The sequence below is a fragment of the Sulfurospirillum barnesii SES-3 genome (genome assembly GCF_000265295.1).
Lineage (GTDB): Bacteria > Campylobacterota > Campylobacteria > Campylobacterales > Sulfurospirillaceae > Sulfurospirillum > Sulfurospirillum barnesii.
The window spans coordinates 2,312,678-2,327,220 of the sequence record NC_018002.1; the positions used below are offsets into that span (position 1 = coordinate 2,312,678).

Here is a 14,543-nt window from a genome sequence, read left to right on the forward strand (position 1 = left end):
ATATGAGTAAACAAATAACTGAACACGATAAAATAGCTACGAGATTAGCATTGATTCTGCAAAAACTGGTTGCTAAAGAAAGATTTACAATTGAAGAGCTATGTGAAGAGTTCAATGTCAATAAGCGAACTATCCAAAGAGATGTCAATGAGCGACTTGCATTTTTACCTATTAAAAAAGAAAATGGGTATTATTTTGCTAAGTCTTTTGCATTTGGAGATCTAAGCTTTAAAGACATTCAGGCATTTGCTACTCTAAGTGGTATAAAATCACTCTACCCTGCTTTAACCAATGAATTTATTGTGGATCTGCTTAATATCAAAACCAATCAAGCATATCTTATTAAATCATTCAACCATGAAAGTATTACAAACCAACAGAAATCTTTTGAAACTATCTCTGCATGGATTCTCAAACATCAACAAATCTCATGTACTTATAAAAATAAACAAAGAGTTTTAAACCCTTACAAGCTTGTCAATATCAATGGTATTTGGTATTTGGGTGCAGATGAAGATGGTACTTTCAAAACATTTACTTTTTCAAAAATCACCAAATTGAAATTTTTAGATACTAATTTTTCAGAGAATCCTGAGTTTGTAGAACTTCTCAAAAAAAATGAAGTAACATGGTTTTCTAATAATACTCTTGAGGTGACCTTACAAATCAATTCAAATGTTTCTGAGTATTTTTTTAGAAGAGCACTTCTTCCTAACCAAAAAATCATAGAACAAAATGATGATTATCTTATTCTTTCTACAAAAGTATCCTACGAAGATGAACTCTTTAGCATCGTCAAATATTGGTTACCACATATAAAAATTCTACAACCAACGGATTTACAAACTAAGTTTGAAAAGATTTTAGAGGAGTATCTCTCGAACAACAATTAAGATAATATAGCTATTCAATAATTCCATAACTTCCATCTGCTCAATGCGCTGAAAGTCACACAACTCTGCAATATCTCTTGATACTGTTTTCAAGTGGCACCTATGGAGACATCATAATCACACCATAAATGGTACGATTATTTATATTTAATCGTTTCTAACCCTCTTTTTCTTCACATGAACTAATACAAAAATCCAAAGAGCCATAATGGGATTTTATGTCCAATTCCTATTTCCAAATCATCACTCACAACATAAGAATCAGGGGTGTCTTTAATTTGACCAAATCCCTTCTTTTTGCCACCCACCTCAAATGTATATTTTTCCTCACAATAAAAATCTCCACTCTTACCTGCAAAAATACCATCATCACTAAGGCTTCGTTTGATTTTATAATAATTGTCTAATTGATTTACAAAGAACGTTTCTCTCAAGTTGCCAATATCAGGCTCTTTTGTGTACATTAAATTTGGATTGGCGAGATAAATCTTCTCTGGCTTATCAATAGACTTCATGGCTAAAGCGTTTCGCATCAGAAGTTTAATAAGCCCTGCATCATCTAGTTTTGAAAGATACTCTTTTAACGTTCTATCATCTGCTATTTCAGCAGCTTTTTTCATATCACTGATATTTGGCTCAAACGGTACACTTTTGATAATAATAGAGAGTAATATTTTGATTTTTTTAATACTAGTACCATTGAGTTTTGGATAGACATAGAGTAGGTCACTCTCAATAGAGACATTGATATTCTGTTGAAGGGTTTGCAGGAATAATGTTATATTGGGCATTGATAAATAGTAAGGATAATAACCGTATTTGAGATAATTTTTAAACAAAGGGATAATCTTATGCTCTTTGATTTCAATCATTTTTTTAATTTCTGTTGCTATATCTACATGGTTTTCTAAAATATTGTGTAAATCATAAGAACTAAATTCAAACCCATAATGCAATTCTAAAAATTCTCGAAAGCTCATGCCTACCATTGTATAGACGATAGCACGTCTACTGAGATCATGGCTACCTTGATTGATTTGTAAAGCCGAGCTTCCTGTAGCAATGATTTTAAGTTCACCAAAACGATCATAAATATTTTTAAGCTCTGCTGACCAAGAGTTATATTTGTGAATCTCATCAAAGCATAGCAGCTTTCCACCATTTAAAACAAACTCTTCTGCAATCTCTGTCATGCTAAATTGGGAGGTGTTCTGGATATCATCAAGATTAACATACAAAGCTTCATGCTCTTTATAATGCAAACTCATATATTGTGCGATGGTCGTTGTTTTACCAATACCTCTTGCTCCAACAATAATAGAAAGTCTATGTTCTAATGGTTCTGTTATTAAAAAATAACGCTTATATACTTGGTTATTGAGTGCTATAAATTCACGGCTTTTAATAAATAGTTCTTCTAACATAGCTTGTCCTAATGTTTTATAAAACAATTATACATCAACTTTATATGTAATACAATACATATAAATAAATTTTTTATTCTTCCGAATCACACATTATACTTTTGATAAATATTTTTATTATCAAATATTAATAATTCTTCTTTTATTTTCTTACTCTACTAAAAAAGTCTTCCAATGACTCTGCTGCTACTTCTTGACGAACTTTAGAATACCGCTTTGTCACACTAATAGACGTGTGCCCTAAAACAGAAGCCACCTGTTCTAGTGTTCTTCCACTTGATACCAACGTTCCACCAATCAAGTGTCTTAGATCATGAATTCTAAGATGAACTCCTAATTGTTTTAAGACCTTATCCCAGTGATTACGTACCGTTCCCTTATCCATTTTTCTACTTTTATCGCTGAACGCATGGAAAATATAATGATTTCCACTCTGAATTCCTAGAACTTCTAGTGTTCCTATAAGTTCTTTGCTCAATTTATACGTCATCGGCTTTCTGACTTTATTGTTCTCGTATTTGATAGTATAAGTGTTGTTTTCAAGGTTAATGTCACTCCATTGAAGGCTTAATGTCTCATTAAGCCTTCTACCATGCGTTAACCAAATAAATATACTTTTAAAAGGCTCTAACGGATAGTTATACAAAATATCGTAAAGCTCTTTTGTTTTTTCATCGGATAATTCAACGCTCATCTGATTATCAAATTTTGGTATTTGAATTAAGTCTGCTGGATTTGATTTTAATGTCCCATCTAATACATAGCGTTTGAACATAGGTCGAAGAGTTTCTTTTAACGATTTTGCAGTACGAGGGCTTTTCCCAGAATCTAAAATACCATTAACAATCGATTGTAATTTACGTGTTGTAACTTTATCAATGGGCGCCTTTGCTAAGTCTGGTTGAGAAAGTATCCATTTGTTAGCAAACGTTTTATACGAAACAAGTGTATTGAGGGAGAGTTGATTCTTCTTCATATCCATAAATTCCTCCCATGCTTGCTGAAGAGTTGGAATTTTAATCTTCAATTCTTTATGCGAGCCTTCTATTAACTTTGTCAATAGTATTTCTCTTTGAGAAGAAACCTGTCGAAGAGCTTGTAAAAAAGTGGTCTTTTGAGAAAAATCAAATGTTTTTTTAGTTTGTGTTCGCACGCAGCTTTGATTAACATATGTAATGCGTAGTACAAGCTTATAATCTCGAGGAATATAGGTTGGCGCTTTTGTGATTTCCTTACCACTAAAAATTTCATCATTATTAATAAAATACATATTGCGACAATCTACATTTGGAAGATTCACTTTTACAAGAATATCAGCCATCTTTATAACCTTGAGCATATTGTGTTAGGGTACACATTAGGGTACACATTTTTATAAACAATTATAGTTACTTGTACCTTACAAGAAAGTCATTAATGGCTACGGAATCCCATAAATTAGGGATTCCGTAATTACTTGTATTTAGTTGTATTTACTCTACTAATCGGACTTAGGATCTGGTGCCGAGAGGCATGGGAGTTCGAGTCTCTTTATCCGCACCATCCCTTTTCTAGGGACTTTTCAAAAGCTTTTTCTCTCTTTTTAAGAAATCAAATTGAACATCTTTTAACTACTTTTTTGCTTCAGGCTATCAGTATTTTGAACAATACATTTGAAATGAATGACACACAATGATATTTTCACATTACAGATGAAGTGTCTTGATGAGATGGCATAATCATCCCATTTCAAATTTTGTACTTTATCCCCCTTTTATCCTAAATCTATGTTTTTATTGTAAAATTAAAAAAGGCTCTTTTGAGCTTTGAAAATTGTTTTAAAGGGGAACGTATGAAGCCTACACTTTTAGTTGCGACAGATTTTTCACAAAACAGTACCAGTGTTTTGAAAAAAGCGCTCCATTTAGCCAACGTTATTAATGCATCATTGCATGTTATCCATGTTGTTGAAACCTCTTTTTTTACACTCAAAAATAAAGAGTACATTAGAGTACAGTGTTTAAACAAGATTGCTGAGGCAATTCCATCCTTTGTACCAGAGTATTTTCATTGCCTTGAGGGTGAACTCAAAAGTACTATTTCTCATGTTGCTAAAGAAATAAACGCTACACTCATCGTCATTGAAGACAATCAAAACAAATACATTGCAGAGAAAATTTTTATTGGCTCTGATATGCAAAATATTATTAAAAAAGCAGGTACGCCTGTGCTTGTTTTTAAAAATACTCTTCCATCAGACTACCAATCCATCCTTCTGCCAACCGATTTATCTGAAGATTCTGCATTCTTTATTCAAGGTATTACAGAGCTATTTCCAAAAGCGCATCTAAACTTGCTTCATATTTGGAGAGTTCCTGTGGAGTTTCGCCTCAGTCTTTATGGTCTGGATAGAGAAGATATTGCGGAGTTTAAAAAACGCTGCTTGGCTGATAGTAAAGCTGAATTAGAGGCATTTGTTCAAAGCAATCATCTTCCAAAAGAACGTATCAGTACTTTACTTCGTGAAGATTTAGATTTTGAAACACTCAAAGAGATTAATCCTGAACTTGTTGCCATGCATACAACAGGGGCGATTAGTCTTTTTGCCTTTAATGTGCTTAAAGAATCCACCGCCGATGTTCTTATCTATAAACTTCATTAATAACAAGGGGGAATTTCCCCTTGTCTTATTTATCTTGTGCGTAAACTAACGCTTCGCTAATCTTATCAAAACTCAAAATCTCACTGCCTTTGTGGTCTTTTAAAAAGCTCTGCGCACTTTTAAGCGTTGCAAAAGGGATAAACTCTTTTCCCATCGGTCCATAGGTGTCACTTCCTATCACATAAAATGCACTCTTGCCATCAATTGCTTCTTGCGTGTAATAATCACTGACTAAAATCGTATATGCCGCATCGTTTTGTTTGGTGTATTTTCCCCATTTGGATGGATTGTGATAAAACTTGAGCAAATCTTTCACCCCATCAAACGCATGACTCACTTTTTTACCATTCTCCTCATAGCTCATGCGTGCCGTCCATTTAGGGTATTTATAGACAAACATTCCACACACAGGACATTTTTCATCTTTTTCGACATGAATCACACTTTTATGCGTATGATTGTGCTCTGACAAACGCAAAATTTCCCACAAATAGAGTGAAACCGCTTGAAGCTCTTTTTCTTCCAATTCACCACAGAGTTTTGTTTTTTTCAAAGAAAACTTCAACTCACTAATCGTGTTAAAATCATGCAGATGAATCTTCTCTTTATCGCATGCTTTGTGGTAAATTTTTTCACCCATAGGGTACATACCCTTTTGCTTTTTCTTAATAAACTCATCCACATCATCGCTCAAAGAAGCTTTGGCTTTGGCAAAAGCGCTCTCAAAGCTTGCCAACTCTCCGCCATACTCTTTCATAAACGCAAGCGCATCTGCCTCTTTTTCAAATGCCACCTTACTGACCACACTCATGGTTCCTGGCACTTTAGAACCCACGACGTAAACTGCTTTGTTCGCATCAATCAGCTTCTCACTCACTACGTCGGTGACCACCACTTTAACAAGGCGCGATTCAATCGCCTCCCAATCCGCAGCCAAACAACGCATAGAACAATACTGTTTTGCTGTACCATCACTTAAAATTGCCCCGTGTGAAGTTTTGTAGTACTGCTTTAAGTTCATACCGCAAATAGGACAGTAGAGTTTGTCCTCACCTTTTTGAATCAGCTCAGGCTCGTTGGAAGCTACCTTACTAAACTCTTGTGCAATTAGCATTGAACTAAAAAGCAACCCAAAACAGACCATACCCAATCGTTTAAACATACTCTCTCCTTTTACATGTAAAGATTTAACGCTCTTCTACTAAGAGTTTTCTCACCCTTGGATCACTCATATTTTCCCCTCGAAGCATACGAAGGCGCATCTGCTCATACCCCACAAACGCCTCTTTTTTCCCTTCATACGCCCCAAAACCATACTGCATGGGGGTTTCATCCCTAAGGGAATACCATGCATCAAACCCATCAATATAACGCTTACTATCTCGGCTAAAAACCCACAGTTTTCCGCCCTCTAGCTCTATTTTTTGCTCTGCTTGCCACAAGACAAAACAGCCAATATCATCAAAAAAGTATGTTTTTCCCTTAGACGTAATGAATTGAGCGGTATCTTTTTTACCTACCAAATACATATGACACTGTGGACATTGAAGGGTGTTGTCTTTAAATTCAAGGGGAAGTTGCGCTTTATTGTTAATTTCATCTGGTTTTTGGTTAACTTTAGCGTAATAACTAAACAAAAATACCAATGCTATTAGTGGAAAAGCAATTAAAATGAATGTTGATTTTTTCACAACCACACCCCATTTTTAAGAAAATAAACCAGAGGATACGCACTTACCAACAGCAGATATATCCCATTGAACAGAAGTGACAAACGCATGATTTTTACCGCAGGCTTGGCACTGATGTGCGCCATTAACACACCACCAATCCCATAAAATGTTCCTAAAAATAAACTCGTATACATCCCATACCCTACCCCATAATACTCCTTTTGCAGTAAACAAAATGGGCAATGGTGTGTCGGAAGTTCGTACACATAGGTACTAAAAAAAACAATCAATGAGACAATACCAAAAAGAAGAAATAAGAGATTGCTAAAGAGATAAACCGCACCATTTCGAAGGAAAAATCCCACCACCATTAAAGTAAAAGAGGCGTAAAAAATAGCTACCACAACCCTCTCATCCATGGCAAATAAAAAGGAGAAAGAAGTATGTTCTGTTGCAGAAAAAAGAGTGCCACAGCAGCTGACAATTTTACTAATATCTAAGGAGGTAAAAAACAAAATCTCTAGCACAATTTCTGCAACTAAAACAAAAAAGATTCCACAAAAAAAGAACGATTTAGCTCTCATGTAAGGCTGAACCTCAGAGCGTACATCGTTAGAATGTAAAAGTAACCAAAACCCAAACAGATAGAGGTTTAAGAGTTTAAACAAGAGCAAAAAAAGCCCAAAATCCACTGAATTCACCACACCCGCTGCGCACATTGCCCCTGTAATAATGCTTGAGAGCGTATCACAGGTGTAAATAAAAAAGAGAAATAAAGGCACTTTGAGCATCAAAATATACTTTACCACAATGCCTACGAGATAAGCATTTTTTTCAAGTTGATACTGATTTTTTGTGGTGGCATTTCTATCCCATGCAATAAATATCCTCAAAGAGAGCACAAAGGCAAGCGTTCCAAAAAAGAGAAAAAGCCCATCGAGCATCAAAAGCATAATAATTTCAGGGGTAAGATTCATCCGACAATCACTCCATGCTTCACTTCAATGATGCGATCTGCAAACTCTAACTGGAAAAAAAGTGGGTCATGCGTTGCAATCAGCATACTCACACCCTCGTTTTTTAAGCTTCGAAGCATGTCAATAAAGTGCAAAGAGAGGGTTTCATCCAAATTTGCCGTTGGTTCATCGGCTAAAATAATTTTAGGAGAATTTACCAACGCTCTAGCAATGCTAACACGCTGTTGCTCACCGCCTGAGAGATACCGTGTGAGGGTATTGGCTTTGTGGGCAATTTCACAGCGTTGCATCACCGCATTGACTTTAGCGTCTAACACCTTTGCATCAGGGTTGCTTGGAATGAGTGGCAAAAGAATATTCTCTTTAACACTTAAATTGGAAATCAGATGAAAACGCTGAAAAATAAAACCGATTTTTTCTCGTCTTACATGTGCACTAAAAGGATCAATCAATTTAGAAATGGAAGCACCATCAACCATCACATTGCCAGAACTTGGTTTACAAAGCCCTGCAATTAAAGAGAGAATGGTACTCTTTCCACTCCCACTTGCCCCTTTTAAAATAACACACTCCCCTTCTTTTACATGTAAAGAAATATTTTGCAGGGCATCCACACGTTGTGCGCTTGTTTCATACTGTTTGTAGACATTTTCTAAGACGATCATCGAAGCACCTCATCCGCATCCAACATTGCCGCTCTCCACGAGGGAATTATCACAGAGCCCACATACACAGGCACGCTAAAGAAAAAAAGTAAAATGACCATCGGTGCGTTAAAATAAAACGGTAATTCAAAGGAGGGTTTCAGCGTAGAATACCCCACAAAAAGGGCATTTAAAAGCGGTGCATTGAAGAAAAAAACATACGCCATTGAAAGTGCTAAAGCAAGCAAAAATGCCCCAAAACAGAGGATGAAACTCTCATAAAAACGCTCTTTTAAAATATCATCCATGCTCCATCCCAATGCCTTTAACACCCCTATCTCTCTTCGCTCTTCAGAGCTAAGACCGCTTAGTTTATCATACACTATCATGAAAAAGGTAAAGGCACAGACAACAAAAAGGGCGAGAAAAAACCCACTTTTATAATCAAAAATATTGTGGTAACTCACACGAATATCTTCTTTGGTAATGACACGCATATCAGGATAAAGCTCATTAATTTTACGCACCACCGTCGCAATCTCCTCAGGATTTGCAACCCTTAAAACCACATCGGTAGCTTCATGGCGTGGCATTCCAAAAATTTCATAGGCACTCTTTTTAGGCAGGACTATCATATCGTTTGCTTCAAGGGAAACATCGCTATCAAAACTCCCGACGATAGACATTTTCTTCCATTTACCCTCAGCCGTAATAAAATTAAAAAAATCTTGATAATGATAGCTTTGCAACAGTTTTTGCACACCTTTGCCAACCAACATGCCATCCTCTTTTTCTAAAGCTTTCACATCATGCGTATCGACAATTTTTTGCAAACTCTCTTTATAACTCTGCTCAAACGCATCAATACCCACCACGGAGAAATTCACCCCAGCAGGCTTGAAATAATAATAGCCCCAAATCCGAGGAATAACCGCACTCACGCCCTCAATCTCTAAAAGCGCATCCACTCTGTTCAAAGGCACGTTTATCTGTTTTCCTGCTTGAAGTCGCTGCAGGGTAATATCAGGAAGGCTTTGAAGCGTACCATTGAGCTCTTGCTTCATGGCATCAGAGATAAACAAAACCGATGAGAGTAAAAAAATAAGAAAGGTTAAGAGTAAAAACACAAAAAGCGTTTTTGCTCCTTTGCGCATCAGCGATGAGAGTGAAAATTGCAGCAAATACACATTAAACTTCATGGCTCCACGCTCCCACTGCTCGTTGAGACATAAGGAGCATAGTGGTACACAAAGGTGGAGGGAAAATACTCCAAAAGCTCAGGTGACTCACCAAAAATAGAAAAAATATCACTTAAACTTCGATGCCTTACATAACGAGCCTCTCCCACCAAACTCATATCAGGCAAACCCACATGAGCGATAAAACGTGTTTTTTTTTCAAGCACTTTAGGGCTGAGGGTTCTCGTGGCATACAAATAGACAAACTGTGCGGCTAGACACACACCAACACTTACAAAAAATGTTACAAGAAACAACATGCTGCGTGTCATTGACGAATAAATCCTTAAAAAAATGTTTTGAATTTAAAAACATAAGTGTAACATTTTAATTTTCATATGCTAAATTAGTGTTAAACAAGACTTTACATGTAACGCTGTTTACTGCTTCTCGCACCCATGTTGTTTAACGTAAAAGAGACCAAACTCATACATGGCTTTGACCATTGGCTCTATTTTTTTTCCTGTTGCACTGAGCGCATACTCTACCTTGGGAGGGACTTGTGCATAGACGGTTCGTGTTATCATCTGTGACGCTTCAAGCTCTTTGAGTTTGATAGAGACGGTTTTTTGTGTGATACTAGGAAAGGTATCGCAAATCTCTTTAAAGCGTTTTGCTCCATCAAGCAAGCTATAGACAATAAACAACTTCCACTTGTCATTTAAAATATGCAAGGTCACTTGCATGGGACAGAAAAATTCTTCTCCGTTGAGTTCGTACATGGTTTATCCTTTATGTGTACAGATTATAACACAGAAGAAGTTAAGCGTGAAATAAATTCATTACTAACATTTATTTCACTAAGTATATTATAAGTTTATATACGATAAATTTCTCAAAATTAAACTTTCAAAGGATTTACCATGAAAAAAACCTTAGTCATTCTTGCCCATCCATCGATGAATGAATCACGATTAAACAAAGCACTCATCAATGCTATCTCACATGAAGAGCACATCACCGTTCACGACCTTTATGCCACCTATGGTCGCACAGGGGAGATTGATGTGAAAAAAGAGCAAGACCTTCTTGTAGCGAATGAGCGCATTGTATTTCAGTTTCCACTCTTCTGGTTTAGTACCCCTTCTTTACTCAAAGAGTGGCAAGACAAAGTCCTAGAGTATGGCTTTGCCTATGGAAGTGAAGGGAGTAAACTGGCTAACAAAGAGTTTAAAGTGGCGCTTACCACAGGCTCTCCTGACTATGCGTATCAAGCAGGCGCTTACGACCATGCTTCCATCAGTGAACTCTTAAAGCCACTGCAAATCACCGCTTTGTTTACAGGCATGGTCTATACCGCACCTTTTGCCGTCCACGGTGCGCTGAAAATCAAAGAAGAAGAGCTTGCGCAAAAAGCCCTTGAGTACAAAGCGCTTTTACACGAAGAGGACTGGAGCAGTTCCCTTTTTAAATACCTCCAAAGCAACTAAACCCTTTTACATGTAAAGAAAAAACGCTTTACATGTAATGCTCCTTTAACCAAATTCAAGTACACTACTTCCTAAAATGCAAGGAGTGGTTATGCGATTACTTGGCAATATCATCTGGTTTCTTTTTGGCGGTGTTTTTATGGGGCTTTCGTGGTGGTTTTTTGGGCTGATGGCACTCATAAGTATCGTCGGCATTCCATGGGCAAAAGCATGTTTTGTCATCGGTCAATTTACCTTTTTCCCTTTTGGCAAAGAAGCCATTAGCCGACAAATGCTGCACCAAAAAGAGGACATCGGCACAGGCACACTAGGTTTTATTGGCAATGTAATTTGGCTTGTTTTCGCAGGCATCTGGCTTGCTATTGGGCACATTCTCTCCGCATGTGCGTGTGCTATCACCATCATTGGTATACCCTTTGCGATTCAACACCTCAAACTCATCGGTATCTCACTAGCACCCATTGGTATGACCATTGTCGATAAAGAAGTCGCCGATGCACTCTATCAAAAAGGGGAAGAGTTAAAATAAACCATCTCAAATGTGTCTTTTTTGGCGTAGGTGCACTCAGCAGTGTTATGGCTCAGGCGTTATTTGAGCTCTCCTCAAACGAAGCGAAGGGGACGTGAGCTTTGTCTGTGTTACAAGAAACCCATCGGTCATTAAAAAATACTTTTTTGCACACGCTAAACTGCTTGAAGTTTCAAGTGGTGCGAGATGCTCAAACGAAAACTGAGCATTTACAAAATTGGCTTGTTTCATCTGATGTCGCAAAGTGAGGGGAATTAGGGGTGTTAAAGATGGAGCGTAAAGGAAATAAGATTTACATGTAAACATGAAAGCTTATTTTCCTCTAGTTTGCATCCATAAAAATCAAAAAATCCTGTGGAGACATCACCTTGATGGCTGAATTTTTAAAGCCTGTTTTATCACGTGTGACAATAACATCTATCTTGGTATGTTTCGCACTGGTGTAAATCACGCTGTCTTCAAAGTCGCTCCCAACACTTCGCACACTATCAATCAAAACGGATTTTGTAAGAGTGCTTATCTCAAACAGAGCCAGCAAGTTTTCCATCGTTTGATTGCACTGTTTTTTATTAAGGTGTTTACTTAAAAGGTAGTAAAGCGTGGTGAGTGTGGTGGGGCATAAAAAACCTTGAATCTGCTTTGATTCTACTGTTAAAAAAATCGCTTGTGCGAGTTCACTAAAAGGTTCACGGTCTAAAAGAAGGTCTAAAACAACATTGGTATCGAGCAATACTCTCATAGGTATTTCTTCTCTAAATGCGTTAAATAGTCATCTTCCTTTGCTCCTTTTAAAACACCTCGAAGCTGTGACGTTTTAGACGATGGAGCACTTTTTTCCTCTTTTTTCAAAATAGACTCAAAAAATTGTGTTACCATTTTCGAAACAGAAGTATTATGCTTTTTTGCATACAGTTTCATATTTTCGATCAACTGCACATCGGTATAAAGCGTTATTTTCGAACTCATGCTCCACTCCTTTTAGTCGTATATATTTTTGATTATTATACGGTATTTTTTGTTTTGTGTCAAAAGGGAATTTAGAGATAATCTTATTTTTATTGATTCACGCTAATACTCAAAATCTTTGAGTGTCAAGCCTTGTATAAAACCATGATATTCGGCATAAGCAGATGAAACCTCATTGACCAAACTAATATACTTATTATTGATTTTATCAAACTCTTTTTGTCCACTTATCTCATCAGGCTTTATAGATGCAACATATAAAGTAACTGCCATTGTTTTATCTTTAACAAGAATTGAAACTTCAGAAAGTCTATCATTCGTTTTTTTCGTGCCATAATCTTTTATTAATTGGTAAATTTTTTCAAATTTTACAGGTTCATGCATTTCTTTATGGTGGGCATTTAGCTTATCAACAGCATCTACTATGCCATCTCGTGTTCTTAAGTAAACATTTTCTGGATGATACTTTTCCCTTACATATTTGATTTGCTGTAGATTACTTTGGAATTCAATTAAAGTAGAATTTATTTCTTGTTTTACCTTGCTTGAATCGAAAATTTGTATACATGCAATAATAACCCCTATAGCAGCAACAATAACTCCTATAATTTGTATCCAATCGCTAAAGGTAGGTTTGTCTAGAATAGACCTTACATACTTTTCCCACTGTTCTATTTTCAGTATATCTAACATTGAATTCCTTTGAATAGTCAAATAGAGCTAAACTTTTACTTTTTCTTCTATTTCCTAAACTCACCACTGAATTTTAGGCTCAACATGCCTTTGCGCGCAGTCCATCAAAAATGAATTAATCAGCGTTTGATAGGGCATCCCTACTTTGGCAGATAACGCTTTAAAATAGTCAATGGTCTCAACATCCACATTGAGTGAAATCTGTTTTTTAACTTTTTTTGCATAAGGATTTTTAACAGATTGGCTAAAATCGTACTCTTTTTTCATGATAAAAACTCCTTATATTGATTTGCTTCATTTTTGGTTGACTTGCGTGCAGAGATGATTCGGATGATACCTTCATGATCTCGGTAACAATGAACAACCGTCAAAATTTTGAGGGTATAACTCATACCCAGTAAGATAAAAACGCTCTTCGTTTTCTGAATGTTTAGGATTAAGCATAAACCTTATATTTTCATTATCAAAATGGTTTTGGCTTCTTCAAATGAGATGCCATGTTTTTTAAGGTTTGATACTGCTTTGGTTTGTTCCCATTCAAAGGGGAGTGTTTTCATGTAGATATTGTAATGATATTATCATGATATATCAAGAAGAAAATATATTTACATGTAAAAACCTTACCATTTTCCTATCATCGGAGTGGCGATGCGTTGTATTACTTCGCTTCGTCAACGTAAATTATCATCACCATAGCCGTCTTTGCCACAATACCAACAGAAAAAAAGGTCAGGTCTTTACTTTCAACTTTTTCCATACCATTTCACTGCATCGCCCCCCCTTGTGCAAGAAATCCGCCAGTGCTAAAGGAAACCTTCAAAAAAAGAGTTAGGCATCTAGATTATTGATTGTCTGAGTTATTAGGAGTATCATTCTCCTAATTATATTCATGTAAGGATTTTCCATGTTTATCATCTTAGTCGCAAGTTTAAATGAAAATATGAAGTTAGCGCAAGAGATTCAACACACGCTAGAAGCGATGCAATGCAAAAGCGAAATCATCAACCTCGTCACGTTAAACGCTCCACTCTACGACACTCAAAAAGAGAGCAACCAAGGCATTCCAGACTCTATCAAAGCCCTCTCAGAGAAAATGAAAAACGCCTTAGGCTACATCGTTGTAGCACCTGAGTACAACTACTCCATTCCTCCTGTTTTAACCAATGTGGTTGCGTGGTTATCCAGACAAGGAGAGCATTTTAGAGAACTCTTTACCCTCAAATACGTTCAACTTGCTACCCATTCAGGAAGTGGGGGAAATGAGGTCTGCAATGCCATGCGAACGCAATTTAGCAAACTAGGAGCCATCGTTGCCCCTCGAGAGATTTTAGCAACGTACGATAAAAAAGTCGAAGCAGAAAGTTTAAAGAGAATTTTGACGCAATTTGTAGCCATTGCACGAAAATAAGCGCTTTTTTTCTTTACATGTAACCTC

At 36.6% G+C, this 14,543-nt stretch carries 20 protein-coding genes; 5 read left to right on the top strand and 15 right to left on the bottom strand.

Going from position 1 to position 14,543, the window contains the following annotated elements; all coding sequences use genetic code 11:
- Nucleotides 1-2 precede the first annotated feature (2 nt).
- Nucleotides 3-893 carry a helix-turn-helix transcriptional regulator gene (locus SULBA_RS11665; RefSeq protein ID WP_014770495.1) on the top strand — a complete coding sequence of 297 codons (891 nt, stop codon included), beginning with the start codon at nt 3-5 and terminating at the stop codon, nt 891-893.
- Here SULBA_RS11665 and SULBA_RS13265 read toward each other — a convergent pair.
- The 3 genes from SULBA_RS13265 to SULBA_RS11675 all read right to left on the bottom strand — a co-directional run bounded on the left by SULBA_RS13265 (nt 864) and on the right by SULBA_RS11675 (nt 3,638).
- Nucleotides 864-986 (bottom strand): hypothetical protein, encoded by a 123-nt coding sequence (locus SULBA_RS13265; RefSeq protein ID WP_280938017.1) that lies wholly within the window; start codon nt 984-986, stop codon nt 864-866. The genes SULBA_RS11665 and SULBA_RS13265 overlap by 30 nt on opposite strands.
- Before the next feature lie 89 nt (nt 987-1,075).
- Nucleotides 1,076-2,317, bottom strand: a complete 1,242-nt coding sequence (locus SULBA_RS11670) for an ATP-binding protein (protein ID WP_014770496.1) — start codon at nt 2,315-2,317, stop codon at nt 1,076-1,078.
- Between the two features lie 142 nt (nt 2,318-2,459).
- Nucleotides 2,460-3,638 carry a site-specific integrase gene (locus SULBA_RS11675; protein ID WP_014770497.1) on the bottom strand — a complete coding sequence of 393 codons (1,179 nt, stop codon included), beginning with the start codon at nt 3,636-3,638 and terminating at the stop codon, nt 2,460-2,462.
- 510 nt (nt 3,639-4,148) lie between these two features.
- Between SULBA_RS11675 and SULBA_RS11680 the strand changes: the two genes are divergently transcribed.
- Nucleotides 4,149-4,958 carry a universal stress protein gene (locus SULBA_RS11680; protein ID WP_014770498.1) on the top strand — a complete coding sequence of 270 codons (810 nt, stop codon included), beginning with the start codon at nt 4,149-4,151 and terminating at the stop codon, nt 4,956-4,958.
- Between the two features lie 25 nt (nt 4,959-4,983).
- Here SULBA_RS11680 and SULBA_RS11685 read toward each other — a convergent pair whose 3' ends face one another.
- The 7 genes from SULBA_RS11685 to SULBA_RS11715 all read right to left on the bottom strand — a co-directional run bounded on the left by SULBA_RS11685 (nt 4,984) and on the right by SULBA_RS11715 (nt 10,212).
- Entirely contained in the window at nt 4,984-6,120 is a 1,137-nt protein-coding gene (locus tag SULBA_RS11685; protein WP_014770499.1) for a nitrous oxide reductase accessory protein NosL, read from the bottom strand.
- Nucleotides 6,121-6,145: 25 nt separating this feature from the next.
- Nucleotides 6,146-6,649 carry a hypothetical protein gene (locus SULBA_RS11690; RefSeq protein WP_014770500.1) on the bottom strand — a complete coding sequence of 168 codons (504 nt, stop codon included), beginning with the start codon at nt 6,647-6,649 and terminating at the stop codon, nt 6,146-6,148.
- Nucleotides 6,646-7,608 (bottom strand): hypothetical protein, encoded by a 963-nt coding sequence (locus SULBA_RS11695; protein WP_014770501.1) that lies wholly within the window; start codon nt 7,606-7,608, stop codon nt 6,646-6,648. The genes SULBA_RS11690 and SULBA_RS11695 overlap by 4 nt, the downstream gene beginning before the upstream one ends.
- The gene (locus SULBA_RS11700) at nt 7,605-8,273 is read right to left on the bottom strand and encodes an ABC transporter ATP-binding protein (protein WP_014770502.1); all 669 of its coding nucleotides are present in this window, start codon (nt 8,271-8,273) and stop codon (nt 7,605-7,607) included. Before SULBA_RS11700 ends, SULBA_RS11695 begins: the two co-directional genes overlap by 4 nt.
- Nucleotides 8,270-9,451, bottom strand: coding sequence for an ABC transporter permease (locus SULBA_RS11705; RefSeq protein ID WP_014770503.1), 1,182 nt, complete (start codon nt 9,449-9,451; stop codon nt 8,270-8,272). The genes SULBA_RS11700 and SULBA_RS11705 overlap by 4 nt, the downstream gene beginning before the upstream one ends.
- On the bottom strand, nt 9,448-9,762 hold the full coding sequence (locus SULBA_RS11710) for a hypothetical protein (RefSeq protein WP_014770504.1): 315 nt from the start codon (nt 9,760-9,762) through the stop codon (nt 9,448-9,450). Before SULBA_RS11710 ends, SULBA_RS11705 begins: the two co-directional genes overlap by 4 nt.
- A 108-nt stretch (nt 9,763-9,870) precedes the next feature.
- On the bottom strand, nt 9,871-10,212 hold the full coding sequence (locus SULBA_RS11715) for a winged helix-turn-helix transcriptional regulator (protein WP_014770505.1): 342 nt from the start codon (nt 10,210-10,212) through the stop codon (nt 9,871-9,873).
- A 141-nt stretch (nt 10,213-10,353) separates the two neighbouring features.
- On the opposite strand from SULBA_RS11715, the gene SULBA_RS11720 reads away from it, so the two are divergent.
- Complete coding sequence (locus tag SULBA_RS11720; RefSeq protein WP_014770506.1) at nt 10,354-10,920, top strand: NAD(P)H-dependent oxidoreductase; 567 nt, start codon at nt 10,354-10,356, stop codon at nt 10,918-10,920.
- Nucleotides 10,921-11,011: 91 nt separating this feature from the next.
- The gene (locus tag SULBA_RS11725; protein WP_014770507.1) at nt 11,012-11,449 is read left to right on the top strand and encodes a YccF domain-containing protein; all 438 of its coding nucleotides are present in this window, start codon (nt 11,012-11,014) and stop codon (nt 11,447-11,449) included.
- 322 nt (nt 11,450-11,771) lie between these two features.
- Here SULBA_RS11725 and SULBA_RS11735 read toward each other — a convergent pair whose 3' ends face one another.
- From SULBA_RS11735 to SULBA_RS13210, 5 genes are all read right to left on the bottom strand, one after another.
- Nucleotides 11,772-12,188 (bottom strand): type II toxin-antitoxin system VapC family toxin, encoded by a 417-nt coding sequence (locus tag SULBA_RS11735; RefSeq protein ID WP_014770508.1) that lies wholly within the window; start codon nt 12,186-12,188, stop codon nt 11,772-11,774.
- Nucleotides 12,185-12,415 (bottom strand): DUF6364 family protein, encoded by a 231-nt coding sequence (locus SULBA_RS11740; protein WP_014770509.1) that lies wholly within the window; start codon nt 12,413-12,415, stop codon nt 12,185-12,187. Before SULBA_RS11740 ends, SULBA_RS11735 begins: the two co-directional genes overlap by 4 nt.
- A 102-nt stretch (nt 12,416-12,517) precedes the next feature.
- A complete protein-coding gene (locus tag SULBA_RS11745; protein ID WP_014770510.1) occupies nt 12,518-13,108 on the bottom strand; it encodes a hypothetical protein in 591 nt (196 codons plus the stop codon).
- 60 nt (nt 13,109-13,168) lie between these two features.
- A complete protein-coding gene (locus SULBA_RS11750) occupies nt 13,169-13,375 on the bottom strand; it encodes a BrnA antitoxin family protein (RefSeq protein WP_014770511.1) in 207 nt (68 codons plus the stop codon).
- A complete protein-coding gene (locus SULBA_RS13210; RefSeq protein WP_342503278.1) occupies nt 13,372-13,545 on the bottom strand; it encodes a BrnT family toxin in 174 nt (57 codons plus the stop codon). Before SULBA_RS13210 ends, SULBA_RS11750 begins: the two co-directional genes overlap by 4 nt.
- A gap of 467 nt (nt 13,546-14,012) precedes the next feature.
- On the opposite strand from SULBA_RS13210, the gene SULBA_RS11755 reads away from it, so the two are divergent.
- Nucleotides 14,013-14,516: an NAD(P)H-dependent oxidoreductase gene (locus tag SULBA_RS11755; RefSeq protein ID WP_014770512.1), complete on the top strand. Its 504-nt coding sequence runs from the start codon at nt 14,013-14,015 to the stop codon at nt 14,514-14,516.
- Nucleotides 14,517-14,543 lie beyond the last annotated feature (27 nt).

Bases quoted from the DNA above. Each gene is read 5' to 3' on its own strand.
- SULBA_RS11665 (WP_014770495.1), top strand. From the start codon at position 3: ATGAGTAAACAAATAACTGAACACGATAAAATAGCTACGAGATTAGCA.
- SULBA_RS11670 (WP_014770496.1), bottom strand. From the start codon at position 2,317: ATGTTAGAAGAACTATTTATTAAAAGCCGTGAATTTATAGCACTCAAT.
- SULBA_RS11675 (WP_014770497.1), bottom strand. From the start codon at position 3,638: ATGGCTGATATTCTTGTAAAAGTGAATCTTCCAAATGTAGATTGTCGC.
- SULBA_RS11680 (WP_014770498.1), top strand. From the start codon at position 4,149: ATGAAGCCTACACTTTTAGTTGCGACAGATTTTTCACAAAACAGTACC.
- SULBA_RS11685 (WP_014770499.1), bottom strand. From the start codon at position 6,120: ATGTTTAAACGATTGGGTATGGTCTGTTTTGGGTTGCTTTTTAGTTCA.
- SULBA_RS11695 (WP_014770501.1), bottom strand. From the start codon at position 7,608: ATGAATCTTACCCCTGAAATTATTATGCTTTTGATGCTCGATGGGCTT.
- SULBA_RS11700 (WP_014770502.1), bottom strand. From the start codon at position 8,273: ATGATCGTCTTAGAAAATGTCTACAAACAGTATGAAACAAGCGCACAA.
- SULBA_RS11705 (WP_014770503.1), bottom strand. From the start codon at position 9,451: ATGAAGTTTAATGTGTATTTGCTGCAATTTTCACTCTCATCGCTGATG.
- SULBA_RS11710 (WP_014770504.1), bottom strand. From the start codon at position 9,762: ATGACACGCAGCATGTTGTTTCTTGTAACATTTTTTGTAAGTGTTGGT.
- SULBA_RS11715 (WP_014770505.1), bottom strand. From the start codon at position 10,212: ATGTACGAACTCAACGGAGAAGAATTTTTCTGTCCCATGCAAGTGACC.
- SULBA_RS11720 (WP_014770506.1), top strand. From the start codon at position 10,354: ATGAAAAAAACCTTAGTCATTCTTGCCCATCCATCGATGAATGAATCA.
- SULBA_RS11725 (WP_014770507.1), top strand. From the start codon at position 11,012: ATGCGATTACTTGGCAATATCATCTGGTTTCTTTTTGGCGGTGTTTTT.
- SULBA_RS11735 (WP_014770508.1), bottom strand. From the start codon at position 12,188: ATGAGAGTATTGCTCGATACCAATGTTGTTTTAGACCTTCTTTTAGAC.
- SULBA_RS11740 (WP_014770509.1), bottom strand. From the start codon at position 12,415: ATGAGTTCGAAAATAACGCTTTATACCGATGTGCAGTTGATCGAAAAT.
- SULBA_RS11745 (WP_014770510.1), bottom strand. From the start codon at position 13,108: ATGTTAGATATACTGAAAATAGAACAGTGGGAAAAGTATGTAAGGTCT.
- SULBA_RS11750 (WP_014770511.1), bottom strand. From the start codon at position 13,375: ATGAAAAAAGAGTACGATTTTAGCCAATCTGTTAAAAATCCTTATGCA.
- SULBA_RS11755 (WP_014770512.1), top strand. From the start codon at position 14,013: ATGTTTATCATCTTAGTCGCAAGTTTAAATGAAAATATGAAGTTAGCG.